Genomic DNA, 21,519 nt, shown 5'->3' with positions numbered 1-21,519 from the left:
GGATGGTCAGTCCGTTACCACCCCTTGCGATAGGTTTCTTCGGTCTCGGAGTTGGCTACTTTGTGGTTGGGGGTTCCTACCTGGCCAACTTCCCGAAGGATAAGGACGAGAGTGTCAACAGGACGCTGGGGCAGTGGATGATCTGGATGCCTGGCTTCATGCAGTTCATAACAGGCACATACATAATGCTGGGGCTCACCATATTCAGCGCGTTCCAGAGCTCCCCCGTCCTCTACATGGCAGGCCTTGCGTTCACCGCCTACGGTGTCCACTGGTTTGCGATGGGCATATCGAAGTACAGGAGCTCGGACACCAGGGTCGATGGGTTCATGGCAATAGCCTTCCTGTGGATCAGCATAACGGGCGCGTTCATATTCTACAAGGCCGGGGACATACCAGTCATGGTGCTCTTCATAATCCTGACCCTGATCTACATCTTCGACATCCCCGCTTCATTCACCCAGAAGAGGACATGGGGCATGGGGAAGGCCACGTTCCAGGTCATTGGCGGTGTCTGGCTCATGTACCTGATGTTCGCGGCAGCCTCGAACTTCGCCCTTGGCCTGCACTTCCCACTCTGAAACATGATCTTTTCCGATTTTTTTGAATAACAAACTTTTTCTGAGTGGCCCAGCTTTGCTCCCGGCCCTCACCTGGCCGGTGCAGTCCCTGGAGTGGCATCGCCCATTCTCATGACGGAGAGGTAGAGGAGAGAGCCGAGCACGCTCACTGCTGCAGCCAGCAGCATCACCGTGCCCATTCCATCCTTGAGCGAGACCGAGAGCACAGACGCAAGGAATGGGGCGAGACCTCCCAGCACACGGCCAACCAAGAAGACGATGTTCGTGGCGGCGGCCCGGATCTCCTGCGGGTATGTCTGGCTAGCCCATACGCCTATGAAGCCGAAGAAGCCTGCAGAGATATACGAAGGCACGAGTACCGCCAGTATGGCGTGTGCCCTCAGCACTTGCAGGAGCAATGACGCCGAAGCTATGCCCAGGATAGAGAAGCCCAGGGTAACTGCCCACTTCTGAGCCCTGTCCGCAAGGAAACCTGCAAAGGCGAATCCAAGGAACCCCAGGACCGCGAAGACAAAGGTGTAGTATGGAGGTATGCCGTCCTGCTGGAAGAGTGTGGGCACCACACTCATGAGTGGAACGCTGAGCATGAAGGCACCTACAGTGATGAGGGAGAGGGCCACGGTGTAGAGCCTCAGCTTGCCGGTGATGCCCTGCCCCCTCCCCTGGAACCTGCGGACTCTGGATGGCTCCACAAGGATGATAGCGAGTGGGAGAGAGAAAACCAGGGCGAAGATGCCAGATGCGAGGAAGTACGTCCTCCAGTAGTGGAATACGAAGTAGAAGCCAGTGTCCAGGAGGAACCCAATGAAATAGAGGCCCTGCATCACGCTGCCTAGCAGCCCAGTGGATCTCCTCAGCGTCTCAACCAGGAGAGGGTACGATATGCCGTTCTGTGAGTTGACGCCTATTCCAATTATGAACCAGAGCGCGTAGAGCTCCGCAATGTTCGAGATGAAGGCTGCCGCGACCAGGGACACGCTGAATATCAGCACGGCAAGCATCAGCATGGGCCTTCTCCCAAGCCTGTCTGACTGCCTTCCCAGTACCACTCCCCCTATTGCCCCTCCTATGAAGTCCAGAGGCACAGATACTAGGACACCAGAGACCGATGTGTGCAGGGCCTGCGAGAGCTGGTTGACTACCATTGATATTGAGAAGGCAGCAAAAGCTGAGAGCATGAAGGTGATGAGGATGGATGGCACGTTCCTGGCAGCTATCCTGTCCATGCTTATGTTATGCCAATGAACTTTCTAAAGATTCACCCCCAGCCAGGTCTCCCTTTCTGCTGTTCCAGCTGCGCTCACCATTTGGATCATTGCACACAGCCTAGAGGCACGTGGCTGGGCATGTGTGCCCGCAGGCAATACAGTGGCTATTCAGTGTAGCTGTCACCGTGCACCCACCTGTTCACACTGCCCACCTCCTTCTTCCATATGGGTATGTTTCTCTTGATCTCTTCTATGCAGTATTCTGCAGCCATGAAGGCCATCCTCCTGTGGGGTGCACTCACACGGATCAAAACCGAGGCCTCGGATACACGCACGCTTCCTACCCTGTGTATGATTGTCACTGTGGACACATGGAAAGTCTCCCTGACCCTCTCCTCCAGTTCACTGAGCATCCTCTCCGCCATTTCCCTGTACGCTTCGTACTCAAGGTGGTCTATCCTCGCATCGCCTTCAACCCCCCTGACGACACCCCTGAACTCCACGACGGCCCCATCAGAGTCTGGCACCTCTCGACCCAGCTGGATGTCCTCAATCCTGTCAGTAGTTATCAGGATCACGCATGCGTATGGGTATGGCATAGATAAACGGTTCCCGACCAAGTTTTTAATGGTGCGCACAGATTACGCCCTGTGTCCCGCCGCTACAGGTTCGCAGGCACGTTCATGCAGTCGTTCAGCTCCATGGGCCCCATGCTGAACTTCGCCGGCCTCTACCCCCTCATAATAGGTGCATCCGGCTACTACGCACCCTTCGTGGCCCTGCTTGCCACTGTCGCTTCCCTCCTCACGGTATATGCCCCGTACGTCCTTTCGAAGAGATATGTGACGAACGGTGGCTACTACAGTTACTCAGGGATAGCGTTCGGGGGCAGGTCTGGAAAGTTCGTTGCGATGCTCTACTACGCCTACGGGCTCCTCGTGATACCTGACATAGCCTGCTTCATTGCGGTTATGGTGGAGGGCCTCACAGCCAACAGGCTCATTGCGTACATTGCGCCCCTGGCCTTCAGCATATTCGTGATCCTTCTGGTATACGGAAGCAACAGGACCGCGGTCCTCCTCATAACATTCCTGGGCATGGCGGAGGCCGTGTTCATATTCGTCCTTGACACCTCCATGTTCTCCAGCCCGCCTGCTGGGCACGCTCTGATGGCGAGTAGCTTCGCAGGCACCATATTTGCACTCCTCGCCTTCTCAGGATCCGGCTCATCCATATTCGTCTCCGAGGACTCTGAAAAGCCAGGCAAGTACGTGCCCTACTCCATTGTGTCCACAGTCCTCCTGGGAGGGGCCATGATGGCCTACTCCTTCCTGGCAGACTTCAGGTTCCTGGGCCGGAGCCTCCCTGCATACACACAGGACCCTTTCTACCTGTTCTCCTACCTCAACGGTACCCCGCTGCACCTCCTCGCCTTTCCCTTCATCATCTTCTCCTTCACGAGCGCGACCATGCTCACCGTCGCGTACGGCAACGCCATGAGGAGGGCGGTGGATTCCATGAGGACGGACGGGGTCCTGAAGCAGGGTGAGTGGAGGCTCGCCTTCCCCGTGGTGCCCCTTGCAGTCTCCGTGCTGGCAGAATATGCACTCACCTCCCGCTTCGGGTTTTACGGCACCTTTGAGGTCCTGGCAACCGTGGTTGCTGTGTGCTTTGCGGAGGTCCATATATTTTCAAACGCCGCTCTAGTGAAGCTCAGCAGGAGGAGGGCGCTTGATGCAGCTGTAGCCCTGGCATCTACATCTGTCCTCCTTTACATAATATTTGAGAACTTTGCGGGCCCTGGACTGCCCACTGCGGTGTCGATTGCAGTCTTCGCCCTCGTGAACCTGACTGCCCTGATGTTCACCGGGACAGCGAGGAGGTGCGAGTTCCACACACTCCGTGTGGCTGATCAGGCTCAGAAGGATTCCGGTGCCTGAACCACCCTGGGGTCCTCGTAGGGCTTCCAGTAAGGCTCCCTGGAGAGGGCGGCCCTTATGAATAGCCTTCTGAGCGCGTCCGTGTCCCCCTTCTCAAGGGCCTCCTTTATGTCAATGTGGTTATCGTCCCTCATGAGGCAGGGCTTCAGCTCACCGGTGGATGTGACCCTTATGCGGGTGCAGTGGTTGCAGAACTCCGAGTTGCGCATTGGCTTCACAAACTCCACCCACAGGTCCTTTCCGTTGACCTCTACCAAGTATTCAGGTCTCCTGTGAAGCGAGTTGTGTTCAACTGCCCTGGCCCTTGAGGCTATCTCCCTCTCTATCGGCTCCAGTGGCACATGGTACTTCTGGAACTCCTCCGAGTGCATCCTCTCCCTGGTCGTCTCATACTCTATGAGTTGGAGAGTGACGCCCTCCTCCGCACAGAACTCCATCATGGCAGGGATCTGGTGCACATTTATTCCATTCAGCACGACGAAGTTGACCTTTATCGGGCCCAGGCCCGCCTCCTTCGCAGCCCTTATCCCTTCCTTAACCCGGCCCAGGAAGTTTGTTCCGGTGATGATCCTGAAGCCCTCCTCCTCGGTAGAGTGCATGGATATGTTGACCCTGTCCAGGCCAGCCTCCCTGAGCTGTCTGGCCAGCCTTGGGAGCATGACGCCGTTTGTAGTCATCGATATGTTACCGCTAATGTGCTTCCTAGTCCTCCTCACAATGTCCACTATATCCCTTCTCAGGGTAGGCTCACCGCCGGTGAACTTCACCTTGTTGACCCCGAAGCTGCTGGCAACCTCCACTATCCTCTCTATACCCTCCGCATCCAGCTGCGCGGCGTGCACCCCTGTCCCTTCCATGTGGCAGAAGAAACAGTGGAAGTTGCACACCGTATTGACCTGGATGCGCATGCTCAGCACGGGGCGGCCGTAGCGATCAAATATCATCCTGCTCGAATCATTGCTTACTGGTAATTAACCTTTCCCGGCGCCAATATTTGCGTCTTCAGAGTATTAGGTCTGGCCTTTCTGAAGATATGGCCCTTGCCCTGAGGTAGTCCTCTGGTGTGTTCACGTTGAAGAGTGCCAGCGGTGAGAGTGATGAGGCACTGACCTGCCTGTACCTGCACCCGACAATGTAATCTGAGAGCCTCCTCACTTTCAATGCACATGGCCTGTAGAGCGTGAACATCGGCTCCGGGCCCACGGGTGTTGTCGGTGACGCCCCTGTGCCTTGGCCCGCCCTCAGGATAGTTGCAATATCTTCTCTCAGGAAGAAGGGCATGTCTCCCCCTATGAGCATGAAGCCATCGCTGTATTCCTCCATCAGGCGGGACACCAGATCCAGGATGTTTTCGCTCCTGTCCTTCTCGTACGGGACGCTGACCTCGTATTTCGAGAGCACAACACAGTCCATCAAGTCTGAAACCTTCCTGTACACTATCTCCACAATGGGCCGTCCCCTGAGCGGCAGCATGTGCTTGCCAGGCAGGCGTGAGGACCACTTCACAGGTATCACTGCTATCAATGCATGCTGGTATGCCTGGACGGTTATCAACCGTGCCGGTCGATACCATCCATGAACTGACCGGCCCAGAGGACCTGGCGCCTCAACATCATGGCGGACGGCTGCTCCTCCCGGCCTATCCGGCCCTACCACCTACCGGAAGTGGGAGTGTCCGGCAACTGTTTACTGCGCACAGGCACTGAAGGCAGAGCTTGGGTGGGGCCCATATCCATTACGTACCATGTGGCTATCCCCTATCTTCAGTGGATGTGACAACTCGCCCGCATTGTGGCCTCCCAGGCACGCAATCACATGAGGGGGAGCCTGCCCCCTCTTAAACCAGGTTTGTTAAACTTTTTATCTACATGTGCCATTATGTGGGGAGTCACTGGCAAGGTGCTTCATCCCAAGAGTGATCAGGTATGGCGAATACTGTAGCTGTTGTTGCGGATACGAAGACAGGTAAGACCTACAAGATAGAGGTGCCACAGGAGAGCCTCAATGCGCTAACGGGTAGGAAGATAGGAGACGAGGTGGATGGCATATTCCTCAATCTGCCCGGATACAAGTTAACAATAACTGGGGGCAGTTCCGTTGATGGTTTCCCGATGAAGAAGGACCTGCCCATACAGGGCAAGAAGAGAATACTGGTGAAGTACTCCAGTGGGAAGAGGGGCAAGAGGGGCCTCAGGAAGAGGGTTACCTTCAGGGGATCCATAGTGGGCCCGGACATAACCCAGCTGAACATGAAGATAACACAGTACGGCCCGTCGCCCATAGGTCAGGGTACAGAGGAGAAGAAGGAATAGAGGCATGTTGAAGAACGAGGTTATACCCCAGCCATCGGTCAACATAGGCATGGTAGGCCATGTTGACCACGGGAAGAGCACCCTTACCAAGGCCCTCACGGGAATTAAGACCGATGTGCACTCAGAGGAGATAAAGAGGGGCATATCCATCAAGCTGGGTTACGCTGACACCCCCATATACAGGTGCTACGACGCACAGGGCAACGAATACTACACCAGGGAGCCCAAGGATGCAAGCTGTGAGCTCTCAAGGGTTGTATCCTTTGTGGACGCGCCCGGCCATGAAACACTCATGGCTACGATGCTATCCGGCTCCGCCATAATGAACGGTGCCCTGCTAGTGATAGCCGCGAACGAGAAGTGCCCGCAGCCACAGACCAGGGAACACCTCACGGCCCTTGAGATAATGGGCATCAAGAACATAATAGTGGTGCAGAATAAGATAGACCTGGTCACAAGGGAGAGGGCGCTCGAGAGCTACAGGGAGATACAGAAGTTCCTGAAGGGGAGCATTGCAGAGGGGGCTCCAATAATACCCGTGAGCGCTTACCACACCACGAACATAGACATCCTTCTTAAGGCCATTGAAACAAAGATACCGACGCCCAAGTTCAATCAGGAGAGCCCACCCAAGATGTTTGTTGCACGTTCCTTCGATATAAACAAGCCTGGCACACCACCTGACAGGCTTAGGGGCGGCGTGCTGGGCGGCTCGCTGGTCGAGGGAGAACTCCAAGTTGGCCAGGAGATAGAGATAGTACCGGGAATACTGACAGGCAAGGGCAACCGGCAGACGTGGGAAAACGTTGTGACGGAGATAGCCAGCCTGATGGCTGGCAGGAACTCTTATGACAGGATAAGGCCAGGAGGGCTCGCGGCCGTCGGCACCTACCTTGACCCGTTCCTCACCAAGGGCGATTCATTCACTGGCAGGATCATAGGTGCTGTGGGAAAGGTGCCACCTATAGTTTTCAACATGACCATAGAGACGCACCTCCTCAAGAGAGTGGTCGGCTTCCAGGAGGAACTGAAGGTCGAGCCCATAAAGAGCAAGGAGAACCTCATGCTCACCGTCGGGACCTCAAACACCGTGGGCACTGTAACTTCAGCCAGGGACACAACAGCGGAGATATCGCTCAAGTACCCTGTGGCCGCCACCGTTGGCGAGAGGGTAGCCATAGGCAGGAGGATATCCAACAGGTGGCGCCTGATAGGCTACGGGAACATCCTCTCCATAGCGTAGCTGCAAGCGTCCGAGAGGGGGCACCCTGTGCATACAGGCTCCTTCCTGCAGTGTTCCTTTGCAAGCTCCACTATGCACGCGTGGTAGTTCTTGAGCTCATCCACTGTCCACTCCCTTTCCCCCAAGACCATGTCCTCCAAGGCCCTGGTGTTCCTGGAGAAGTCGCCCAGGCCGAGCCTTGAAAAGACCCTGAGCGTGTACTTATCCACTACGAACCTCCTGAAGTTCAGGGCGTAGAGCATTATGGAGGTGAGCGTCTCCCTGCCAACCCCACTGATGGAGGAGAGCACTCTCTCCGCCCTCTCCTCATCGCCCGAAAGGGCCATAAGGCCACCTGCACTGCAAACGGCTTTCGAAAATGAAATGAGGCGTGCACTCTTCTGCCTGTAGAAGCCACTCGGCCTTATGAGAGCGGAGAGCTCCTCGGCTCCCGTTACTGCTATGGCGTCCAGCCTGTCCAGGCCAGCGGAAATGAGGTTTTGCATGGCCCTCTCCACGTTCTTCCAGGAGGTGTTCTGCGTCAGTATGGCCCCTATGGCCACCTGGTCCGGCGTTTCGGCTGGCCACCAGTGCAGGTCACCGTAGGCATGCAGGAGCCTTCTGTATACCTCTGCAAAGGAACCGGGCGCAAGCCGCATGACGAATATCGTCATACAGTTTTAGCAATTAAAAGATGCGAGACGCATCCTGAAAATGTTATAAGTCTAGTAAACATATGGAAGCAATGAGCGAGTTCGACGCCATTGTCGTCGGTGCAGGGCCAGCCGGGACATCTGCCGCGATCAAGATGGCTTCTTCGGGCATGAACGTGCTCCTGGTGGAGAGGGCAGACCCTCCAGGCACCAAGAACGTCTCCGGCGGAGTGCTCTGGGGCAACGACCTTGAGAAAATAATACCGGGCTGGGAGAAACAGGCCCCCTACGAAAGGGTGGTCGAATCCAAGGCCGTGGGTTTCCTGACCAGGGATTCCCTTATAAACATAGACTTCAGGTCAAGGAGACTGGCCGAGAAAGCCACCGGCCACATAGTGCTCAGGGCCAGGCTGGACCAGTGGCTGGCTAGGAAGGCCAGGGAAGCCGGCGCGATGGTCATTTCTGGGGTCACTGTGGAGAGGGTTGCCGTCCAGGACGGTGTGGTGAAGGGAGTCGAACAGGGCGGTGACCTTATAACCTCCGATGTCGTCATACTCGCTGAGGGTGCCAACCCCAGGGTAGCGATAGACTCTGGACTGAGGCCCCCGCTCAGGGATGAGGACGTGGCCATAGGAGTGAAGGAGATTATCAAGCTGGGAGAGGAGAAGATAAACGAGAGGTTCAACCTCAGGGGCAAGTCTGGATTTGCCGGAGAGTATGTGCTTGGCTTCCTGCCTGAGGGTGTGAAGGCCGGCGGCTTCCTCTACACCAACAAGGACACGGTTTCGCTCGGCGTGGTTGTATCCATGAAGGACCTGAGGAAGAACGGCTCCACATATTCCTTTGACATAATTGAGGAGTTCGCGGAGCACCCCTACATAGCGCCCATGATAGAGGGTGGCAAGGTTGAGGAGTACAGTGCACACCTCGTCCAGGAGGGAGGCATACAGGGTGTGCCCAAGCTCTACGGCAACGGGTACATGATAGCTGGCGATGCAGCTGGCTTCTCCTTCAGCAACGGCCTAGTCCTCCAGGGCATGAACTATGCCATAGCGTCCGGCATTGCCGCGGCCGAGACCGCCATTGAGGCAAAGTCGAAGAACAACTTCTCAGAGGAGGCACTGGCAGCCTACAGGGAGAGGCTGATGAACTCCTTCGTGCTACGTGACCTCTTGGACTTTAGGGGGATACAGGGCGTCACCTGGAGCGACACTGTGCACAGGGTCATTCCCAGGGTCATGGAAGGAGTGTTCGAGCAGCTCTTCACAGAGGACAGCCAGCCGAAGAAGCACATATCCAGGATCGTCATGGATGCCCTGAGCAGGAGCGGGATGAAGACCTCTGACGCGATTATCGAGGGATACCGCATGATGAGGAGGATGTGAGCATGAAAATTGAAGACAGGCTTGCGCTTCTGAACTACAAGACAGACAAGAGCTACGCACACATTACGATAAAGCCAGACATATGCGAGACATGTCCGGACCACTTCTGCACCTTTGCCTGCCCGGCCAGGTGTTACACTCTCATAGACGGGAAGATCAACTTCAAGTACGAGGACTGCGTGGAATGCGGCACATGCTCGGTGGCGTGCAGCCACGGGAGCGTGACATGGACAAACACCAGGGGAGGAAGGGGAGTGAAGTACAAGTATGGCTGAACCCCTGGGCTAAACGGATACCATACATTTTCCTCTACCCCAGTACTGGCTATTCAGGCCTGACTTTTCTCACACACAGGTTGGATCTGGACTGAATCTGCCCATAAGGCCTGGGGGCACCTGATGGTCACGCCGGCTCTACGGTCAGCTTAATGTGGCACCTGGCATTAGGTGGACGGGACCGGAATGTAAGCGCACCTAACCAGTGCAGTTTACACTGAAATGAGGGGTCACAGGGTCTGCTCCAGATTCCTCTCCCTTATTTCCTCCTTGAGCCTCGAGATGAATTCGGAAAGACCGTAGCTGTTCTGCTGGTCCTTCCTGTTCCTGACCGTCACGCTCCCGGATGACCTCTCCCTCTCACCGACCACTACAATGTATGCCGGGCGCTTCTGCCGGATCATCCTGATCTTCTTGGCAACAGTCTCTGGAGAGGTGTCCAGCTCAACCCTGATGCCCTCTCTCGAGAGTGCCCTGGAGACCTCAGCGGCATAGTCATCGTAGGAGTTGCTAACCGGAGTAATGTAGACCTGGATCGGGGACAGCCATGTGGGCAGCTTGCCTGCAAAGTTCTCAAGCAGGAGCGCCATGAAGCGCTCGTAGCTGCCGTATATGGCCCTGTGTATCATCACCACGCGCTCCTTGCTGCCACCGCTCCCCACATACGTGAGGTCGAAGTTGATGGGCATGAAGAAGTCGAGCTGCACCGTTGAGAACTGCCAGTACCTCCCCAGGGCATCCTTCACATGCACATCGATCTTCGGGCCATAGAATGCAGCCTCTCCCGGATACTCCTTGTACTGGATGTTCAGGGACTCCAGAGCCTTCCTGAGCTGTTCCGTGGCCTCATCCCATGCCGAGAAGTCAGGCTCTATTTCCCTGGAACCGCATACCGGGCAGGCAAGTTCACCCTGTAGTGAGGCCGCGCGTATTTCAGAGACAGAAGAGCAGGAGTGGCACCTGTAGGAGAGGAGGTAGTTCTCAGGGTGCTCCCTGTCTATGACGCTCAGGTCAAACTTCATGTCAGTTATGCCGAGTATTTCCCTGAACGTCCTGGTTATCATCCTGAGTATGGAAATTACCTCTTCCTGTATCTGGTCCTTCCTCAGGAACGCGTGGCCGTCATCTATGGTGAACATCCTGGGCCTGGTGAGGCCACCGACCTCGCCTGACTTCTCGTACCTGTAAACAGTGCCCGCCTCACACAGCTTCACAGGCATCTCCCTGAAACTGTACATCCTCCTCTCGAAGATTGTTATGTGGCCGGGACAGTTCATTGGCTTAACGCCGTAGCCGTCGCCGTCCTCAAGCTGGAACACGTACATGTTTGGCCTGTACTTGGCGTAGTGCCCGGACTGCTTCCATATGGTGTCCCTGAATATGTGCGGCGTCGAGACCTCCAGCCAGCCGTTCTCCCTGTTGAGATCCCTCATGTACTGGATGAGCTCGTTCCTTATCGCCGCGCCGTATGGGGTGTAGAGTGGGAAGCCTGGGGCCCTCTCGGAATTGAATACGAAAAGGTCCATCTCCTCCCCTATCCTCCTGTGGTCCCTCCTGAGGGCCTCCTCCCTGTTCTTCAGGTACTGCTTGAGGGACTTCTCATCCGGGAACGCGGTGCCGTAGATCCTTATGAGCCTCTCCCTCGAAGGGTCACCCAGGTAGTTGGTGCTGGCAACCGAGAGCAGCTTCACATGCTTCAGGTAGCCGGTGCTGGGCACATGCGGTCCCTGGCAGAAGTCCACGAACTCGCCCTGCCTGTAAACCGTAGACTGGCCGCCCTCCGGCACATTGGCCCTGATCTTGTCCAGCTTAAACCTATTACAGGAAAAGATGCTGAGAAGCTCCTGGCGGCTGTGCACCTCCCTCACTATAGGAATGTCCCTGGATGCTATCTCGCGCATCCTCTCCTCTATCCTCTCAAGGTCCTGCGAGCTTATCGGATCCATGAATATGTCATAGTAAAAGCCATCTTCAGTAACAGGGCCTGCGTTTGGAAGCGCTCCAGGGTACAGTTCAGTGACCGCCTGGGCCAGCAGGTGGGCAGCAGAATGCCTCAGGATCCTGATGCCCTCCTCACTGTCCTGGGTGACAACCTGTGCCTCAACTTCCCTTTCCGGTGATAGCCTGAGGTCGTAGATCTTTCCCTCAGCCATAACTGCCACTGCTCTGCCTTTCACATCCCGTGGTATCTGTTCCATGTAGTTCTTTCCTGGCCTGGCTGTGAAGACAAGGGAATTCGTCATATGCGCAGTGAAATCCTTCAGGTATATAACAGGCTACGTTTGCCCGAATTTTACCGGCGAGATCTCCGCTATGGAGGGCAGCAGGGAACGGAGCTTCTCTATGTCCAGGTATGGTGGCCTGTCCGAATCCAGGGGCGGTATCTCATTCCTTATCAGCCTGTAGGCCTTATCCGTCAGGCTTGACGGCTTACCCCTGGAGAACTCCAGTGCCTGTGCCGCCAGGAGCAGCTCTATGGCCAGGATGTTGCCGAGGTTGTCCACGATCTGCGAGAGCTTGATGGCACCGTTCATGCCCATGCTCACATGATCTTCCTGGTTTGCAGATGTCGGTATGCTCCCGGTGCTCGATGGGTGGCTCAGCACCATGTTCATGTTAGTCAGCGCGGCGGCAACATACTGCGGTATCATGTAGCCGGAGTTGAGGCCGTGTTTCTCCACGAGGAATGGAGGGAGGCCACTCAGGTTCGAGTCCACCATTCTGGAGACCCTCCTCTCCACCATTGAGCCCATGGAGGTGAGCGCTATGGATAGGAAGTCGCAGGCCAGGGCCACAGGCTGGCCGTGGAAGTTCCCTGAGGATATCACCTCCGAACCGTTGAAGAGTGGGTTGTCAGTTGCAGAGTTCATCTCCCTCTCCACCACCGACCTGACATAGTCCATGGCGTCGAGTGTGGCACCGTATACCTGGGGTATGCACCTCAGCGTGTAAGCGTCCTGCACCCTCTGTGATGAGTTCATTATCTCGCTGTCCTCAGTCGCACTGTAGATGGCCTCCCCTATCATCACCTGGCCCGGGTGGGGCCTGGAGGCAACTGCCCATGGAGTGAACGCCTTCCTCGTTGCCCCGAGGGCGTCCAGCGACATGATGGAGGATACGACCGCTGCCTGCATCAGTTCGTAGGCCCTTGAAAGCTCGTAGGCAAGTATACCTGTTATGCAGGATGTGCCGTTGATGAAAGCCACAGCTTCCTTTGCGCCGAACCGGTACGGCTCAAGGCCTACGGATCTCAGGACTTCTGATGATCTCACCCTCTTTCCGTCCAAAATGAACTCGCCCTCGCCCATCATGGCGAGGCCAATGTGGGCCAGTGGCGCAAGGTCACCGCTGGCTCCCACAGACCCAAGAGACGGCACGTAAGGCGTCAGGCCCCTGTTGATCATTTCGCATGTGAGGTCAAGCAGGGCTGGATCAACCGCGGAATAACCCACGGCCAGGGAGTTTGCCCTCACAAGCATGATCGACCTCACATGCTCAGGGCTAAGTGGATTGCCCACACCTGATGAGTGGCTCCTCAGGAGGTTAGCCTGCAGCTCCGATGCATCCGATGCGCTCACCGTGTCGTTCAGGAGGCTACCGAAACCTGTATTCACACCGTAGACCCTGAGACCCAAGGAGATGAGGTTCATGAACCTATGCCTGCTGGCACCCAATGAATCCCTCGTATGCCCCGGTATGCGCACCTTAGCCCTGTTCTCAGCCACCACCCTTACCTTGAATATGTTCAGCGTCCTGCCGTCGATCTCCACATCCATGCTGGGGATAAGCTTCGGGAAAACAAAAATTTAGGCAGGTACTCCCATCAGCGGGCCTTGTTGCCCCCTCCATCCCCTTCCATGGCGACCTCCTCTGCCCTCCTCATGGCCCTTTTTCTTCCGAGCACGCCTATGATGGCGGGAACCACGAAGGCCAGCAAGAACCCCCCGATGACACTCACATAGTAAGGTATGGGCAAGTAGAGGTTGAGCAACCCTCCGAGCAGCATGAGCCCGAAAATGGATACCAGTATCGAAGCTGCCCTGAGACCAGGGCTGAGCCTGTAATAGGCCCTCCTCCTGGAGTAGGGCGAATATGTTGTCACAGCCTGTGCAACCGCAGGCCTGGAATACGGGGCGAGCATGCCAAGGCAGACCAGTGCCACATCTGGATTCAGATCTGATGTTGCGCTTATGGAATCCTGAGACCTTTCGACCACCACAGCCTCCATACCCATGCTCATAATAACGAGTCTGTTTTCAGAGCCGTTGACAAAGTGCACGAGTGCCCTTCTGCTCTCCGGCTCGTACACTTGGCCCTCATACACGATTCGGAGACCGCGCTCCTCGTACCCCACAGGCACGCCTGACCTGAGTATCTCGAACCTCCCGCTGCTGCGCCTCTGCATCTCTATGGTGGTGCTGCCAGCTGTCACCTTTACCGATCTGGTCCTGATGCCATCGTTCTCCCTCTCGTAGGAACCAACAGGGTCCGGGCCCCTGAGAACCTGATTACCCTTCACGGTGTAGGTCGTCAACTCCAGATGTCCCCCTCATCGCACTTTATTCTGGCAGAGGCTGAGTCCACCTCAGGCACATCCTTAAGTGCATCTGACGTAGGCACAGTTAGGTTATAAAACTTGTTGCCGTCCGGTCACTGTCGCCAATACCCAAAGGGAATCGCCTGGTTGCAATGCCCCTCCAATGCAGATCGGTGCCCTGAGTTCATCCATACTGGGTGCAGGCGCAGGAGGATATGGTAAAAGCACCCCTCACCGTGAGCCGTTTGCGAGAAGGAACAGGAGGAGAGAACATCATCAAGAGAACCCACTATGCAGGTGCCGGGATTTGAACCCGGGTCGAAAGCTTGGAAGGCTCTCGTGCTAGACCAGTCTACACTACACCTGCAGGTAACTGGGAAATGTTGAGAGTGTATTTTTACTTTTCAGAAGGAGAGGTAGAACGTATCGCTCCCTACAATGCCGTTGCTGCCCACTGCGCGCACCGTCACCACGTCTACCTGGCCCACAGTTCCAGAGAGGTTAAAGTACACCCAGGGCTGCGTATATGTGCTGCTAACAGTATTCACCTGAGAAGGGTTCCCCTCTATATAGTATGAGACCGAGACGGAGCTTATGGGCTTTACATAGTACACGTACATCCTTAAGTCTACGCTCTGTGTGTCCACGGAATAGTGGTTGGATGACGTTGCAGTGAGGTTCACGAACTTGCCACTCTCCATCTCCTGCAGGGTGCTCACCTGAGGGCCCGATACCAGGTGCAGGGGCGGGTTCAGGAAGATTATCCAGAACACTAGCCATGTCAACACGAGCTCGGCGCCCATGAAGAACCTGTGTGAAGCACGCTTCGGGAACCTTATTCCGAGTGAGGTGATGAGCTGCTTCAGGAAGAGTAGGATCAGGAACATTATGATGATTGACAGGTACCAGTAGCCCTGCAGCATCAGGAAGCCTGAAAGGAAACCAAGGGGTACGCCCAGTATGAACACGACTATGATGGATTTGGCGCGTTCCCTCTCATCCCTGAGGAACTGCAGCTCGTCAAACTTCGGTTCCTCAAAGATGGGCGTACTGTCCTTCGGCCTTGCCATGGTGGGGACTGATTGTCAGACGATTAATGAACTTAACGCATCCGGTGGAGAATTTGCTAGAACGACGCCCGAAGCAACGAGTATTCCGGAAGCGCCCAGGTCAATCGATTTCTCGACATCTCCCCTGCTCTTTATGCCGGCCCCAACCAGGAGGCTCTTCCCTGAGGCCCTGGCTATCTCCACTGCCTGCCTTATTACCTCAGGCCTCGCGGTGGACACTGAAATGTTCCCGCCGATGAGTTCAGGGGGCTCGTAGGCAATATACCTGCAGTTCAGGGAACTGAACCTGCGAACCTCTTCCGCATCCCTGGCGCAAAGGACCACGTCGAAAGATAGTGATGCGGCCCTCTGGACAACGGACGCGATCCTCTCGTCTGACACCCTCCTCTCCGAATGGTTCAGCAGCGTGCCGCTTATGCCGTATTCCATTGCGACGTCCATGGAGACGCTGCCTGTGTATGCGCCAAATCCGCTGGGGTCTATGTCCTGCGCGAAGAACCTGAAACCGTCCATGGCATGTGCGTCTGGGAAGTTCACATGGGGTATCGCGAAGACAACGTTTTCCACATGCCTGAACCTGCCCATGGATTCCATGAAACTTCGGAAACTGCGGCCCACAGCGTTCCTGTAATGCTTGAGGTTTACAATGTAGAGTGTGTCTGCCATTGCCCTCGATTATCTAAAGGTAAAATAAATTGGTTATTTCAGTAGACTGATTATTTCAGGCCTGGCCTGGCTTTATTAGTATGAGGCCCAGACCGGTGGCCTTGTCCTGGGAGCTTATCAGTATTATCCGCACAACATATGGCGTGTCAGGCTTCATCATCCCGTATGCGCTCTCATTTATGTAGAGCCTGTGTGATACCTTTATGCCTGTGCCGTTGGCGTTGCTGATCGTTATGTAGTTGTACGGGTACTCGGTCTTATTGAAGTATGTGAGGTTTACCCAGCTGGTGCTGGTGTTGTTCAGTGGGGATATATCATAAACATAGACCGTTGGTGCCGTGCTGTTCATGGTGAAGTTGAGCCATATGTACTGCATTCCTGGTAGCACGTAGTAAACCGGAAGCTCAGTGGTGCTGTTTACCTTGTACACCGAATCAGGCGTGAGTTCAGGGGTTATTGAAAGGACCCCGGATGAGGATATCGATATGCTCGTGGAAGATGACGCTTCCTTGGCAACGGTGTATGTGAGGCCACCGAAGATCAGGATTGCCACCACAGCTATGACCACAGATACCTTCGGTGAAATCATAGGGGGCAATTTCCTTATGTTATAAAGAATTTTCTTACAATTAATTAGTAAACGATTTTGTAATTAACTTTTTATATCGGTAAACGATTAGCCCCCTATGGTTCAGTACAAGTGGGTGGCGCTGTCAAACACCACGATAGGGGTGCTGATGGCCTCCATCAATGGAACCATAATGCTGATCTCCTTACCTGCAATATTCAGAGGTATAAATCTTAATCCGTTCCTGCCATCTTCGTTCCAGTACCTCCTCTGGATACTCATGGGATACATGGTGGTCACCGCGGTTCTCCTTGTCACCGTTGGGAGGCTCTCCGACATATACGGAAGGGTGAGGCTATTCAACTTCGGTTTCCTTATATTCACGATAGGCTCGATACTGCTCTTCCTGACGCCCTCGAAGGGCGATAAGGGTGCCCTCGAGCTGATAGTCTTCAGGATGATACAGGCCATTGGCGGCTCGTTTCTGTTCGCCAACTCAGCTGCTATAATCACCGACGCTTTCCCAGCCACAGAGCGCGGGAAGGCCATGGGAATAAACCAGATCGCTGGCCTTGCCGGTTCCCTTGTGGGACTGATACTCGGCGGCATCCTCTCGACCATCAACTGGAGGTATGTTTTCCTGGTGAGCGTGCCCGTGGGCATCCTGGGCACCGTATGGTCATACCTCAAGCTGAAGGACACCTCCGTGAGGGACAGGAACCAGAAGATCGACTATGCAGGCAACGCTGTCTTCGCCGGGGGCCTCACGCTCATCCTTATAGGCATAACCTACGGCCTCATGCCGTACAAGGGATCGAGCATGGGCTGGGGCGACCCGATGGTCATAGCGACAATTGCCGTTGGCGCTGCACTCCTGGTTGCCTTCCCGTTCGTGGAGACACGCGTTGAGCAGCCAATGTTCAACATGAAGCTCTTCCGCTTCAGGCCATTCTCCTTCGGTGCCTTTGCAGGCCTGCTGCAGTCCATGGGTATGGGCGGTGCCATGTTCATGATAATCATACTGATGCAGGGCATATGGCTCCCGCTCCACGGCTACTCCTACTCCTCTGTGCCCTTCTGGGCAGGCATTTACACCCTACCTATGATGGTGGGCTTCGTTGCCCTTGGCCCCGTCAGCGGTGCCCTCTCAGACAGGATGGGCGCAAGGCTCCTCACAACACTCGGCATGTCTGTCGCGGCAGCTGCTTTCCTGATACTCACAATATTCCCGTACAACTTCAATTACATCCCGTTCGCGCTCACCCTCTTCATGATGGGCGCCGGAATGGGCATGTTCGCAGCGCCGAACATAACCGCAGTGATGAACTCGCTCCCGCCGCACTACAGGGGCACAGGCTCTGGCATGAGGACGACGATGCAGAACACTGGCCAGACCTCAAGCATGGGCATCTTCTTCACCATAGTCCTCGTGACACTGAGCGCGCTCCTGCCCACATACTTCAACGCTGGCCTGCAGTCCGCTGGTGCGGCAATCCTGATACCTGTGTTCGACAAGATACCCCCAACCTCTGCCCTCTTCTCTGCGTTCCTGGGTTACAACCCCGTTGGCACCATCCTCTCGCTACTGCCTTCCAGCTTCTCATCGTACATAAGCCCGGCAACCTATGCGATACTCACAGGCAAGACATGGTTCCCACTCACCCTGGCACCCGCATTCATGAAGGCCCTGCACACCTCGTTCTACGCCGGAGCAGGGATACTGGCAGTTGCGGCAGTGCTCTCTGCCCTCCGCGGAAGGCGCTATGTCTACGGAGAGGAGGAGAGGCCTGGCGCAGAGGGGAAGCCGGTGTCCCAGGGTAAGCCGGGTGCTGTGAGCAGTGTGCTGGCCGAGAAGGAGAAGACACAGCAGGTGGGAAAGAGATGATCAGGGGCGAGGACGAGCAGCTCATTGACCTCTGGCACACCTTCATACGTGTGTTCACAGAGGGTAAGAGGAAGATGGAGGAGGCCTTCGCAAGGGCCTCCATAAAGCCCGTGGAGGTCCGGATACTCTACATCCTAAGGGAGGAAAAGGAGTGCTCACTGAACAGGATAGCGGAGCTCTCCAACATGAGCCCGGCATGGATAACAGACACCATAGACACGCTTGAGGAGAAAGGGCTGATCACGAAGGTCAGGAACAGGAACGACAGGAGGTTCGTGAACGTCACCCTCACAGAGGAGGGCCAATCGAAGCTCGCTGAGTGTGAGAAGATATACATCCGTTTCCTGCGTGAGGCCCTCGACGGGCTCACCGAAGAAGAAATAGATGAGTTCAGGAAAATACTGGAAAAAGTTGAGAGATCCTTCTGAGCCGATGTTGCGGCCCTTCATTCTAACCTGGAGAGGATCTTCTTCATCATCTCCGTGAGGTCCTCAATATCCTTCTTCCTGTCCTTCAGGCTGTCCCCCAGGTCCATGAGAAACTCAAGGTCGCTCCTTATCTCAGAGATGACCTCCTCTGGCGAGTTCAGCTTCTTGAAGGGCCCGAAGGAGCCCATTATGGACCTCCTTGCGGCGAGCTCCGCCTGCCCCTTCTCTGTCAGGGAATACCTCCCGTCACTGTTCTTCTGCAGCAGCCCGTCCTCCACCATAGAGGAGAGCATCGGGTAAATAGACCCAGGGCTCGGCCTCCACCAGCCCATTGTGGCTGTATCTATGGAGTTTATTATTTCAGCCCCGTTCTTCGGCCCGCTCGATACCATGCTCAGGATCATGGTGCGCAGGCCCCCGAACATCCCGTGGTGCCTCATTCCCCTCCTCATTCCGTACATGCTTATCGGATCACGATATCTAAATTCGATATTAACTTTTCCAGTGACCGGGCTCCAGGTCGCAAATATTTATCCATGCAGAGCATAAGGCCCAAGGAAGTGTTTGTTTTGCAGGAGAGAGACGAATCGAGGGTGAAGTACGCTGTATCCCTTTACTCGGTGGGCAAGTTTGAGGAGGCGCTAAGGGAGATCAAGGCACTCCTTGAGAAGGATCCCTCGGACCCGTATTACAACGCCTTTGCAGCAGACTGCATGATACAGATAGGAAACTACCAGCAGGCGGAGAAGTTTGCAGGCATTGCGCAGTCCCTGGAGAAGGACAACCCGGATTACAGCGTCCTGTACGCCCTGGCCCTCTTCTACAATGGAAAGCCTGAAAAGGCCCTACAGGCCATAAATTCGGCAATAAGGAGAGGGGAGAGTGCTGAGAGGAGCATAATTAAGAGCCAGATACTCCTGGCCCTAGGAAGGGAGGAGGATGCGGTCAAGGAGGCCAGGAAGGCAGTGTCGCTGGAGCCTTCGGAGGAGAGTAACCGCAACCTTGGCTCTGTCCTCAGGGAGGCGGGAATGGATGACGAGGCAGAGGAGGTCTACAGGAAGATCGCAGAGGATAACCCAAACGATGTTGAGGCCCTGAGGGCTATCTTCGAAATCAAAGAGGAGCAGGGAAAACTGAGGGAGGCGCTTGAGATAATTGACAGGTGCATAGAAATAGATCCCGAGGACTACACCCTGCTGCTGGACCGCTCTGACCTCTACATGGCACTGGATGACCCTGACATGGCCATGGAAGATGCGCTCCAGGCTTCCATGCTCTCAAGGGAGGCCCCGGACGCGTTGCTGGCACTGGCCAGGATCGAGAGGGAGAGGGGGCTCCTGCAGGACGCTCTTAAACATGTGGAATCCGCAATGGAAGACTACGCCGAGGATCCAGAGGTCCACGCAGTAAGGGCAGAGATACTGAAGGCCATTGGCAGAACTGGTGAGGCGACCGAGGAGTGCATGGAAGCGGTCAGGCTTGGGGCCGAGAGCGATGTGAAGTACAGGGTCGGCCTCCTGCTTTACGAAATGAGGAAATACGAAGAGGCAGGCAAGATATTCTCCGAACTCGTGGATGACCCTGTGTATTCGGTATCCGCATCACTCTACAGTGAGAGGTGCCAGTGGAAGTCCCTGCATCAGAAGTCGTAGAGGTCCTTACCGGAGACCCTCTCAAGGGTCTTCCACTTCATTCGCACGATCTTCGATATGTCCCTGCCCTCCCTCATCGATTCCTTCAGGAACCTGATTGTCCTCGGATCTGATGGGTAGCCTGACCCGAAATCCCCGTACTTCTCCGCGATTTCCCTAATGATGCGGTCCCTTGTGACCTTCGCCACTATGGATGCGGCTGAAACCGCAGGGATTCTTTCATCTGCTTTGTGTAGCGATATAACCCTCTTACCTGTTGCCCTTGAAATCAGCTCCCCGGGCCTAGATTCAACGGTATCGAATGAGTCCATGTAAACGGTGTAGGGTGCAGCGGAGGCGAGCTCTGTGACGACCTCCATTTCTATCTCGTTTATCGTTGCCTTTTCCATGAGCCTGTTCAGGGCCTCTGCGTCTATGACCTTCACCCACCAATTGAAACCTTTCATGATCCTCTCAGATACCCTGTTCCTGAGGTCTGGGCTCAATTTCTTCGAGTCCCTGGCCCCTGTGGACCTTATTTCCCCTGCCCTCCCGCATACCATGGCAACCACGAGAGGCCCTATGACAGGGCCACGGCCCGCCTCATCTATGCCGCACTGTAATTCCTCTATAAGATCCTCTTCCGTACACCCCTACCTCACTATGATGACTATTGCCGCGGCTATGATGATGGCACATACGATGTACAGGAACCAGGGTACCCTGGAGGCATAACCTGAGAATATGTCTATATCGTCAGCCTGTTCTCCCCCACCCCTCTTCACCCTTACGGGGAGTGCAGAGTGCTCAATGGGAGAGGCCCTGAAGTTCCTCAGGGCGGGGTGGATGACAAAAATGAGGCTCAGCATGGCAATTGTCAGCACAGCTATGGCCTGCTGTGGGCTGATTATGGCTATGATGAGCGCTGCCAGTGAAAGGGCCAGCACGATGAAGAATACCGCAAGCCCCGCTGCTGTTCTCATACAGGATCCCGGGAGTCCTCCTCTATTTGGTTTTCCCTCTCATATATCATTTTTATTTTTATCCTTTTCCTATGGATACCCACCAATGTGTACAGCATGTATTCCTTGACGTGAACTTTTCGATATATGATTATCGCAGGTAATAAGGGTATCAGTCACGATTTTAACCAGTAAA

General features: G+C 55.2%; 23 protein-coding genes and 1 tRNA gene. 9 read left to right on the top strand and 15 right to left on the bottom strand.

What is annotated here, in order from left to right; all coding sequences use genetic code 11:
• Positions 1 to 2 precede the first annotated feature (2 nt).
• Positions 3 to 581, top strand: coding sequence for a hypothetical protein (locus IEW66_RS03145; RefSeq protein WP_188680233.1), 579 nt, complete (start codon positions 3 to 5; stop codon positions 579 to 581).
• Between the two features lie 68 nt (positions 582 to 649).
• Here IEW66_RS03145 and IEW66_RS03140 read toward each other — a convergent pair whose 3' ends face one another.
• Together IEW66_RS03140 and IEW66_RS03135 are read right to left on the bottom strand one after the other, a co-directional pair.
• Positions 650 to 1,807 carry an MFS transporter gene (locus tag IEW66_RS03140; RefSeq protein ID WP_188680231.1) on the bottom strand — a complete coding sequence of 386 codons (1,158 nt, stop codon included), beginning with the start codon at positions 1,805 to 1,807 and terminating at the stop codon, positions 650 to 652.
• 146 nt (positions 1,808 to 1,953) lie between these two features.
• Positions 1,954 to 2,388 carry a molybdenum cofactor biosynthesis protein MoaE gene (locus tag IEW66_RS03135; protein WP_188680229.1) on the bottom strand — a complete coding sequence of 145 codons (435 nt, stop codon included), beginning with the start codon at positions 2,386 to 2,388 and terminating at the stop codon, positions 1,954 to 1,956.
• A gap of 51 nt (positions 2,389 to 2,439) precedes the next feature.
• Here IEW66_RS03135 and IEW66_RS03130 point away from each other — a divergent pair, with 51 nt between their 5' ends.
• Positions 2,440 to 3,729 (top strand): APC family permease, encoded by a 1,290-nt coding sequence (locus IEW66_RS03130; RefSeq protein ID WP_188680227.1) that lies wholly within the window; start codon positions 2,440 to 2,442, stop codon positions 3,727 to 3,729.
• Here IEW66_RS03130 and moaA read toward each other — a convergent pair.
• The gene (gene moaA, locus IEW66_RS03125) at positions 3,708 to 4,673 is read right to left on the bottom strand and encodes a GTP 3',8-cyclase MoaA (RefSeq protein ID WP_188680225.1); all 966 of its coding nucleotides are present in this window, start codon (positions 4,671 to 4,673) and stop codon (positions 3,708 to 3,710) included. The genes IEW66_RS03130 and moaA overlap by 22 nt on opposite strands.
• A 58-nt stretch (positions 4,674 to 4,731) precedes the next feature.
• Positions 4,732 to 5,253, bottom strand: a complete 522-nt coding sequence (mobA, locus tag IEW66_RS03120; RefSeq protein WP_188680224.1) for a molybdenum cofactor guanylyltransferase — start codon at positions 5,251 to 5,253, stop codon at positions 4,732 to 4,734.
• Between the two features lie 401 nt (positions 5,254 to 5,654).
• On the opposite strand from mobA, the gene IEW66_RS03115 reads away from it, so the two are divergent.
• Both IEW66_RS03115 and eif2g read left to right on the top strand, forming a co-directional pair.
• Positions 5,655 to 6,041, top strand: a complete 387-nt coding sequence (locus IEW66_RS03115; protein ID WP_188680223.1) for a 30S ribosomal protein S6e — start codon at positions 5,655 to 5,657, stop codon at positions 6,039 to 6,041.
• A 4-nt stretch (positions 6,042 to 6,045) separates the two neighbouring features.
• Positions 6,046 to 7,284, top strand: coding sequence for a translation initiation factor IF-2 subunit gamma (gene eif2g / locus IEW66_RS03110; protein WP_188680222.1), 1,239 nt, complete (start codon positions 6,046 to 6,048; stop codon positions 7,282 to 7,284).
• On the opposite strand, the gene IEW66_RS03105 is transcribed toward eif2g, so the two are convergent.
• The gene (locus tag IEW66_RS03105; RefSeq protein ID WP_188680221.1) at positions 7,257 to 7,937 is read right to left on the bottom strand and encodes an endonuclease III domain-containing protein; all 681 of its coding nucleotides are present in this window, start codon (positions 7,935 to 7,937) and stop codon (positions 7,257 to 7,259) included. The two genes, eif2g and IEW66_RS03105, sit on opposite strands and share 28 nt — an antisense overlap.
• A gap of 62 nt (positions 7,938 to 7,999) precedes the next feature.
• On the opposite strand from IEW66_RS03105, the gene IEW66_RS03100 reads away from it, so the two are divergent.
• A complete protein-coding gene (locus IEW66_RS03100) occupies positions 8,000 to 9,301 on the top strand; it encodes an FAD-dependent oxidoreductase (RefSeq protein ID WP_306789755.1) in 1,302 nt (433 codons plus the stop codon).
• A gap of 2 nt (positions 9,302 to 9,303) precedes the next feature.
• The gene (locus IEW66_RS03095) at positions 9,304 to 9,576 is read left to right on the top strand and encodes a ferredoxin family protein (RefSeq protein ID WP_188680219.1); all 273 of its coding nucleotides are present in this window, start codon (positions 9,304 to 9,306) and stop codon (positions 9,574 to 9,576) included.
• 230 nt (positions 9,577 to 9,806) lie between these two features.
• On the opposite strand, the gene IEW66_RS03090 is transcribed toward IEW66_RS03095, so the two are convergent.
• From IEW66_RS03090 to IEW66_RS03060, 7 genes are all read right to left on the bottom strand, one after another.
• Positions 9,807 to 11,819 carry a threonine--tRNA ligase gene (locus tag IEW66_RS03090; protein ID WP_188680218.1) on the bottom strand — a complete coding sequence of 671 codons (2,013 nt, stop codon included), beginning with the start codon at positions 11,817 to 11,819 and terminating at the stop codon, positions 9,807 to 9,809.
• 33 nt (positions 11,820 to 11,852) lie between these two features.
• Positions 11,853 to 13,352 (bottom strand): histidine ammonia-lyase, encoded by a 1,500-nt coding sequence (gene hutH / locus IEW66_RS03085; protein WP_188680216.1) that lies wholly within the window; start codon positions 13,350 to 13,352, stop codon positions 11,853 to 11,855.
• A 47-nt stretch (positions 13,353 to 13,399) separates the two neighbouring features.
• Positions 13,400 to 14,110, bottom strand: a complete 711-nt coding sequence (locus IEW66_RS03080) for a hypothetical protein (RefSeq protein ID WP_229657466.1) — start codon at positions 14,108 to 14,110, stop codon at positions 13,400 to 13,402.
• A gap of 295 nt (positions 14,111 to 14,405) precedes the next feature.
• Positions 14,406 to 14,480: transfer RNA gene (locus IEW66_RS03075), tRNA-Gly, on the bottom strand.
• A gap of 37 nt (positions 14,481 to 14,517) precedes the next feature.
• On the bottom strand, positions 14,518 to 15,183 hold the full coding sequence (locus tag IEW66_RS03070) for a hypothetical protein (RefSeq protein ID WP_188680212.1): 666 nt from the start codon (positions 15,181 to 15,183) through the stop codon (positions 14,518 to 14,520).
• Between the two features lie 15 nt (positions 15,184 to 15,198).
• Complete coding sequence (locus IEW66_RS03065) at positions 15,199 to 15,849, bottom strand: triose-phosphate isomerase (RefSeq protein ID WP_188680210.1); 651 nt, start codon at positions 15,847 to 15,849, stop codon at positions 15,199 to 15,201.
• Positions 15,850 to 15,904: 55 nt separating this feature from the next.
• Positions 15,905 to 16,438, bottom strand: coding sequence for a hypothetical protein (locus IEW66_RS03060; RefSeq protein ID WP_188680208.1), 534 nt, complete (start codon positions 16,436 to 16,438; stop codon positions 15,905 to 15,907).
• 97 nt (positions 16,439 to 16,535) lie between these two features.
• On the opposite strand from IEW66_RS03060, the gene IEW66_RS03055 reads away from it, so the two are divergent.
• Together IEW66_RS03055 and IEW66_RS03050 are read left to right on the top strand one after the other, a co-directional pair.
• Positions 16,536 to 18,302, top strand: coding sequence for an MFS transporter (locus tag IEW66_RS03055; RefSeq protein ID WP_188680206.1), 1,767 nt, complete (start codon positions 16,536 to 16,538; stop codon positions 18,300 to 18,302).
• Positions 18,299 to 18,730, top strand: coding sequence for a MarR family winged helix-turn-helix transcriptional regulator (locus IEW66_RS03050; protein ID WP_188680204.1), 432 nt, complete (start codon positions 18,299 to 18,301; stop codon positions 18,728 to 18,730). The genes IEW66_RS03055 and IEW66_RS03050 overlap by 4 nt, the downstream gene beginning before the upstream one ends.
• Positions 18,731 to 18,747: 17 nt before the next feature.
• Here IEW66_RS03050 and IEW66_RS03045 read toward each other — a convergent pair whose 3' ends face one another.
• Positions 18,748 to 19,191: a PadR family transcriptional regulator gene (locus IEW66_RS03045; protein WP_188680203.1), complete on the bottom strand. Its 444-nt coding sequence runs from the start codon at positions 19,189 to 19,191 to the stop codon at positions 18,748 to 18,750.
• A gap of 108 nt (positions 19,192 to 19,299) precedes the next feature.
• Here IEW66_RS03045 and IEW66_RS03040 point away from each other — a divergent pair, with 108 nt between their 5' ends.
• Positions 19,300 to 20,382: a tetratricopeptide repeat protein gene (locus IEW66_RS03040; protein ID WP_188680201.1), complete on the top strand. Its 1,083-nt coding sequence runs from the start codon at positions 19,300 to 19,302 to the stop codon at positions 20,380 to 20,382.
• On the opposite strand, the gene rnhB is transcribed toward IEW66_RS03040, so the two are convergent.
• Complete coding sequence (gene rnhB, locus IEW66_RS03035; protein ID WP_306789766.1) at positions 20,370 to 20,972, bottom strand: ribonuclease HII; 603 nt, start codon at positions 20,970 to 20,972, stop codon at positions 20,370 to 20,372. The two genes, IEW66_RS03040 and rnhB, sit on opposite strands and share 13 nt — an antisense overlap.
• Before the next feature lie 42 nt (positions 20,973 to 21,014).
• The gene (locus IEW66_RS03030; protein WP_188680199.1) at positions 21,015 to 21,344 is read right to left on the bottom strand and encodes a hypothetical protein; all 330 of its coding nucleotides are present in this window, start codon (positions 21,342 to 21,344) and stop codon (positions 21,015 to 21,017) included.
• Between the last annotated feature and the right edge of the window lie 175 nt (positions 21,345 to 21,519).

Source organism: Thermogymnomonas acidicola, assembly GCF_014646795.1.
Lineage (GTDB): Archaea > Thermoplasmatota > Thermoplasmata > Thermoplasmatales > Thermoplasmataceae > Thermogymnomonas > Thermogymnomonas acidicola.
The sequence above is the reverse complement of the archived record's forward strand: the minus strand, read 5'-3'. Positions and strand labels throughout refer to the sequence as shown.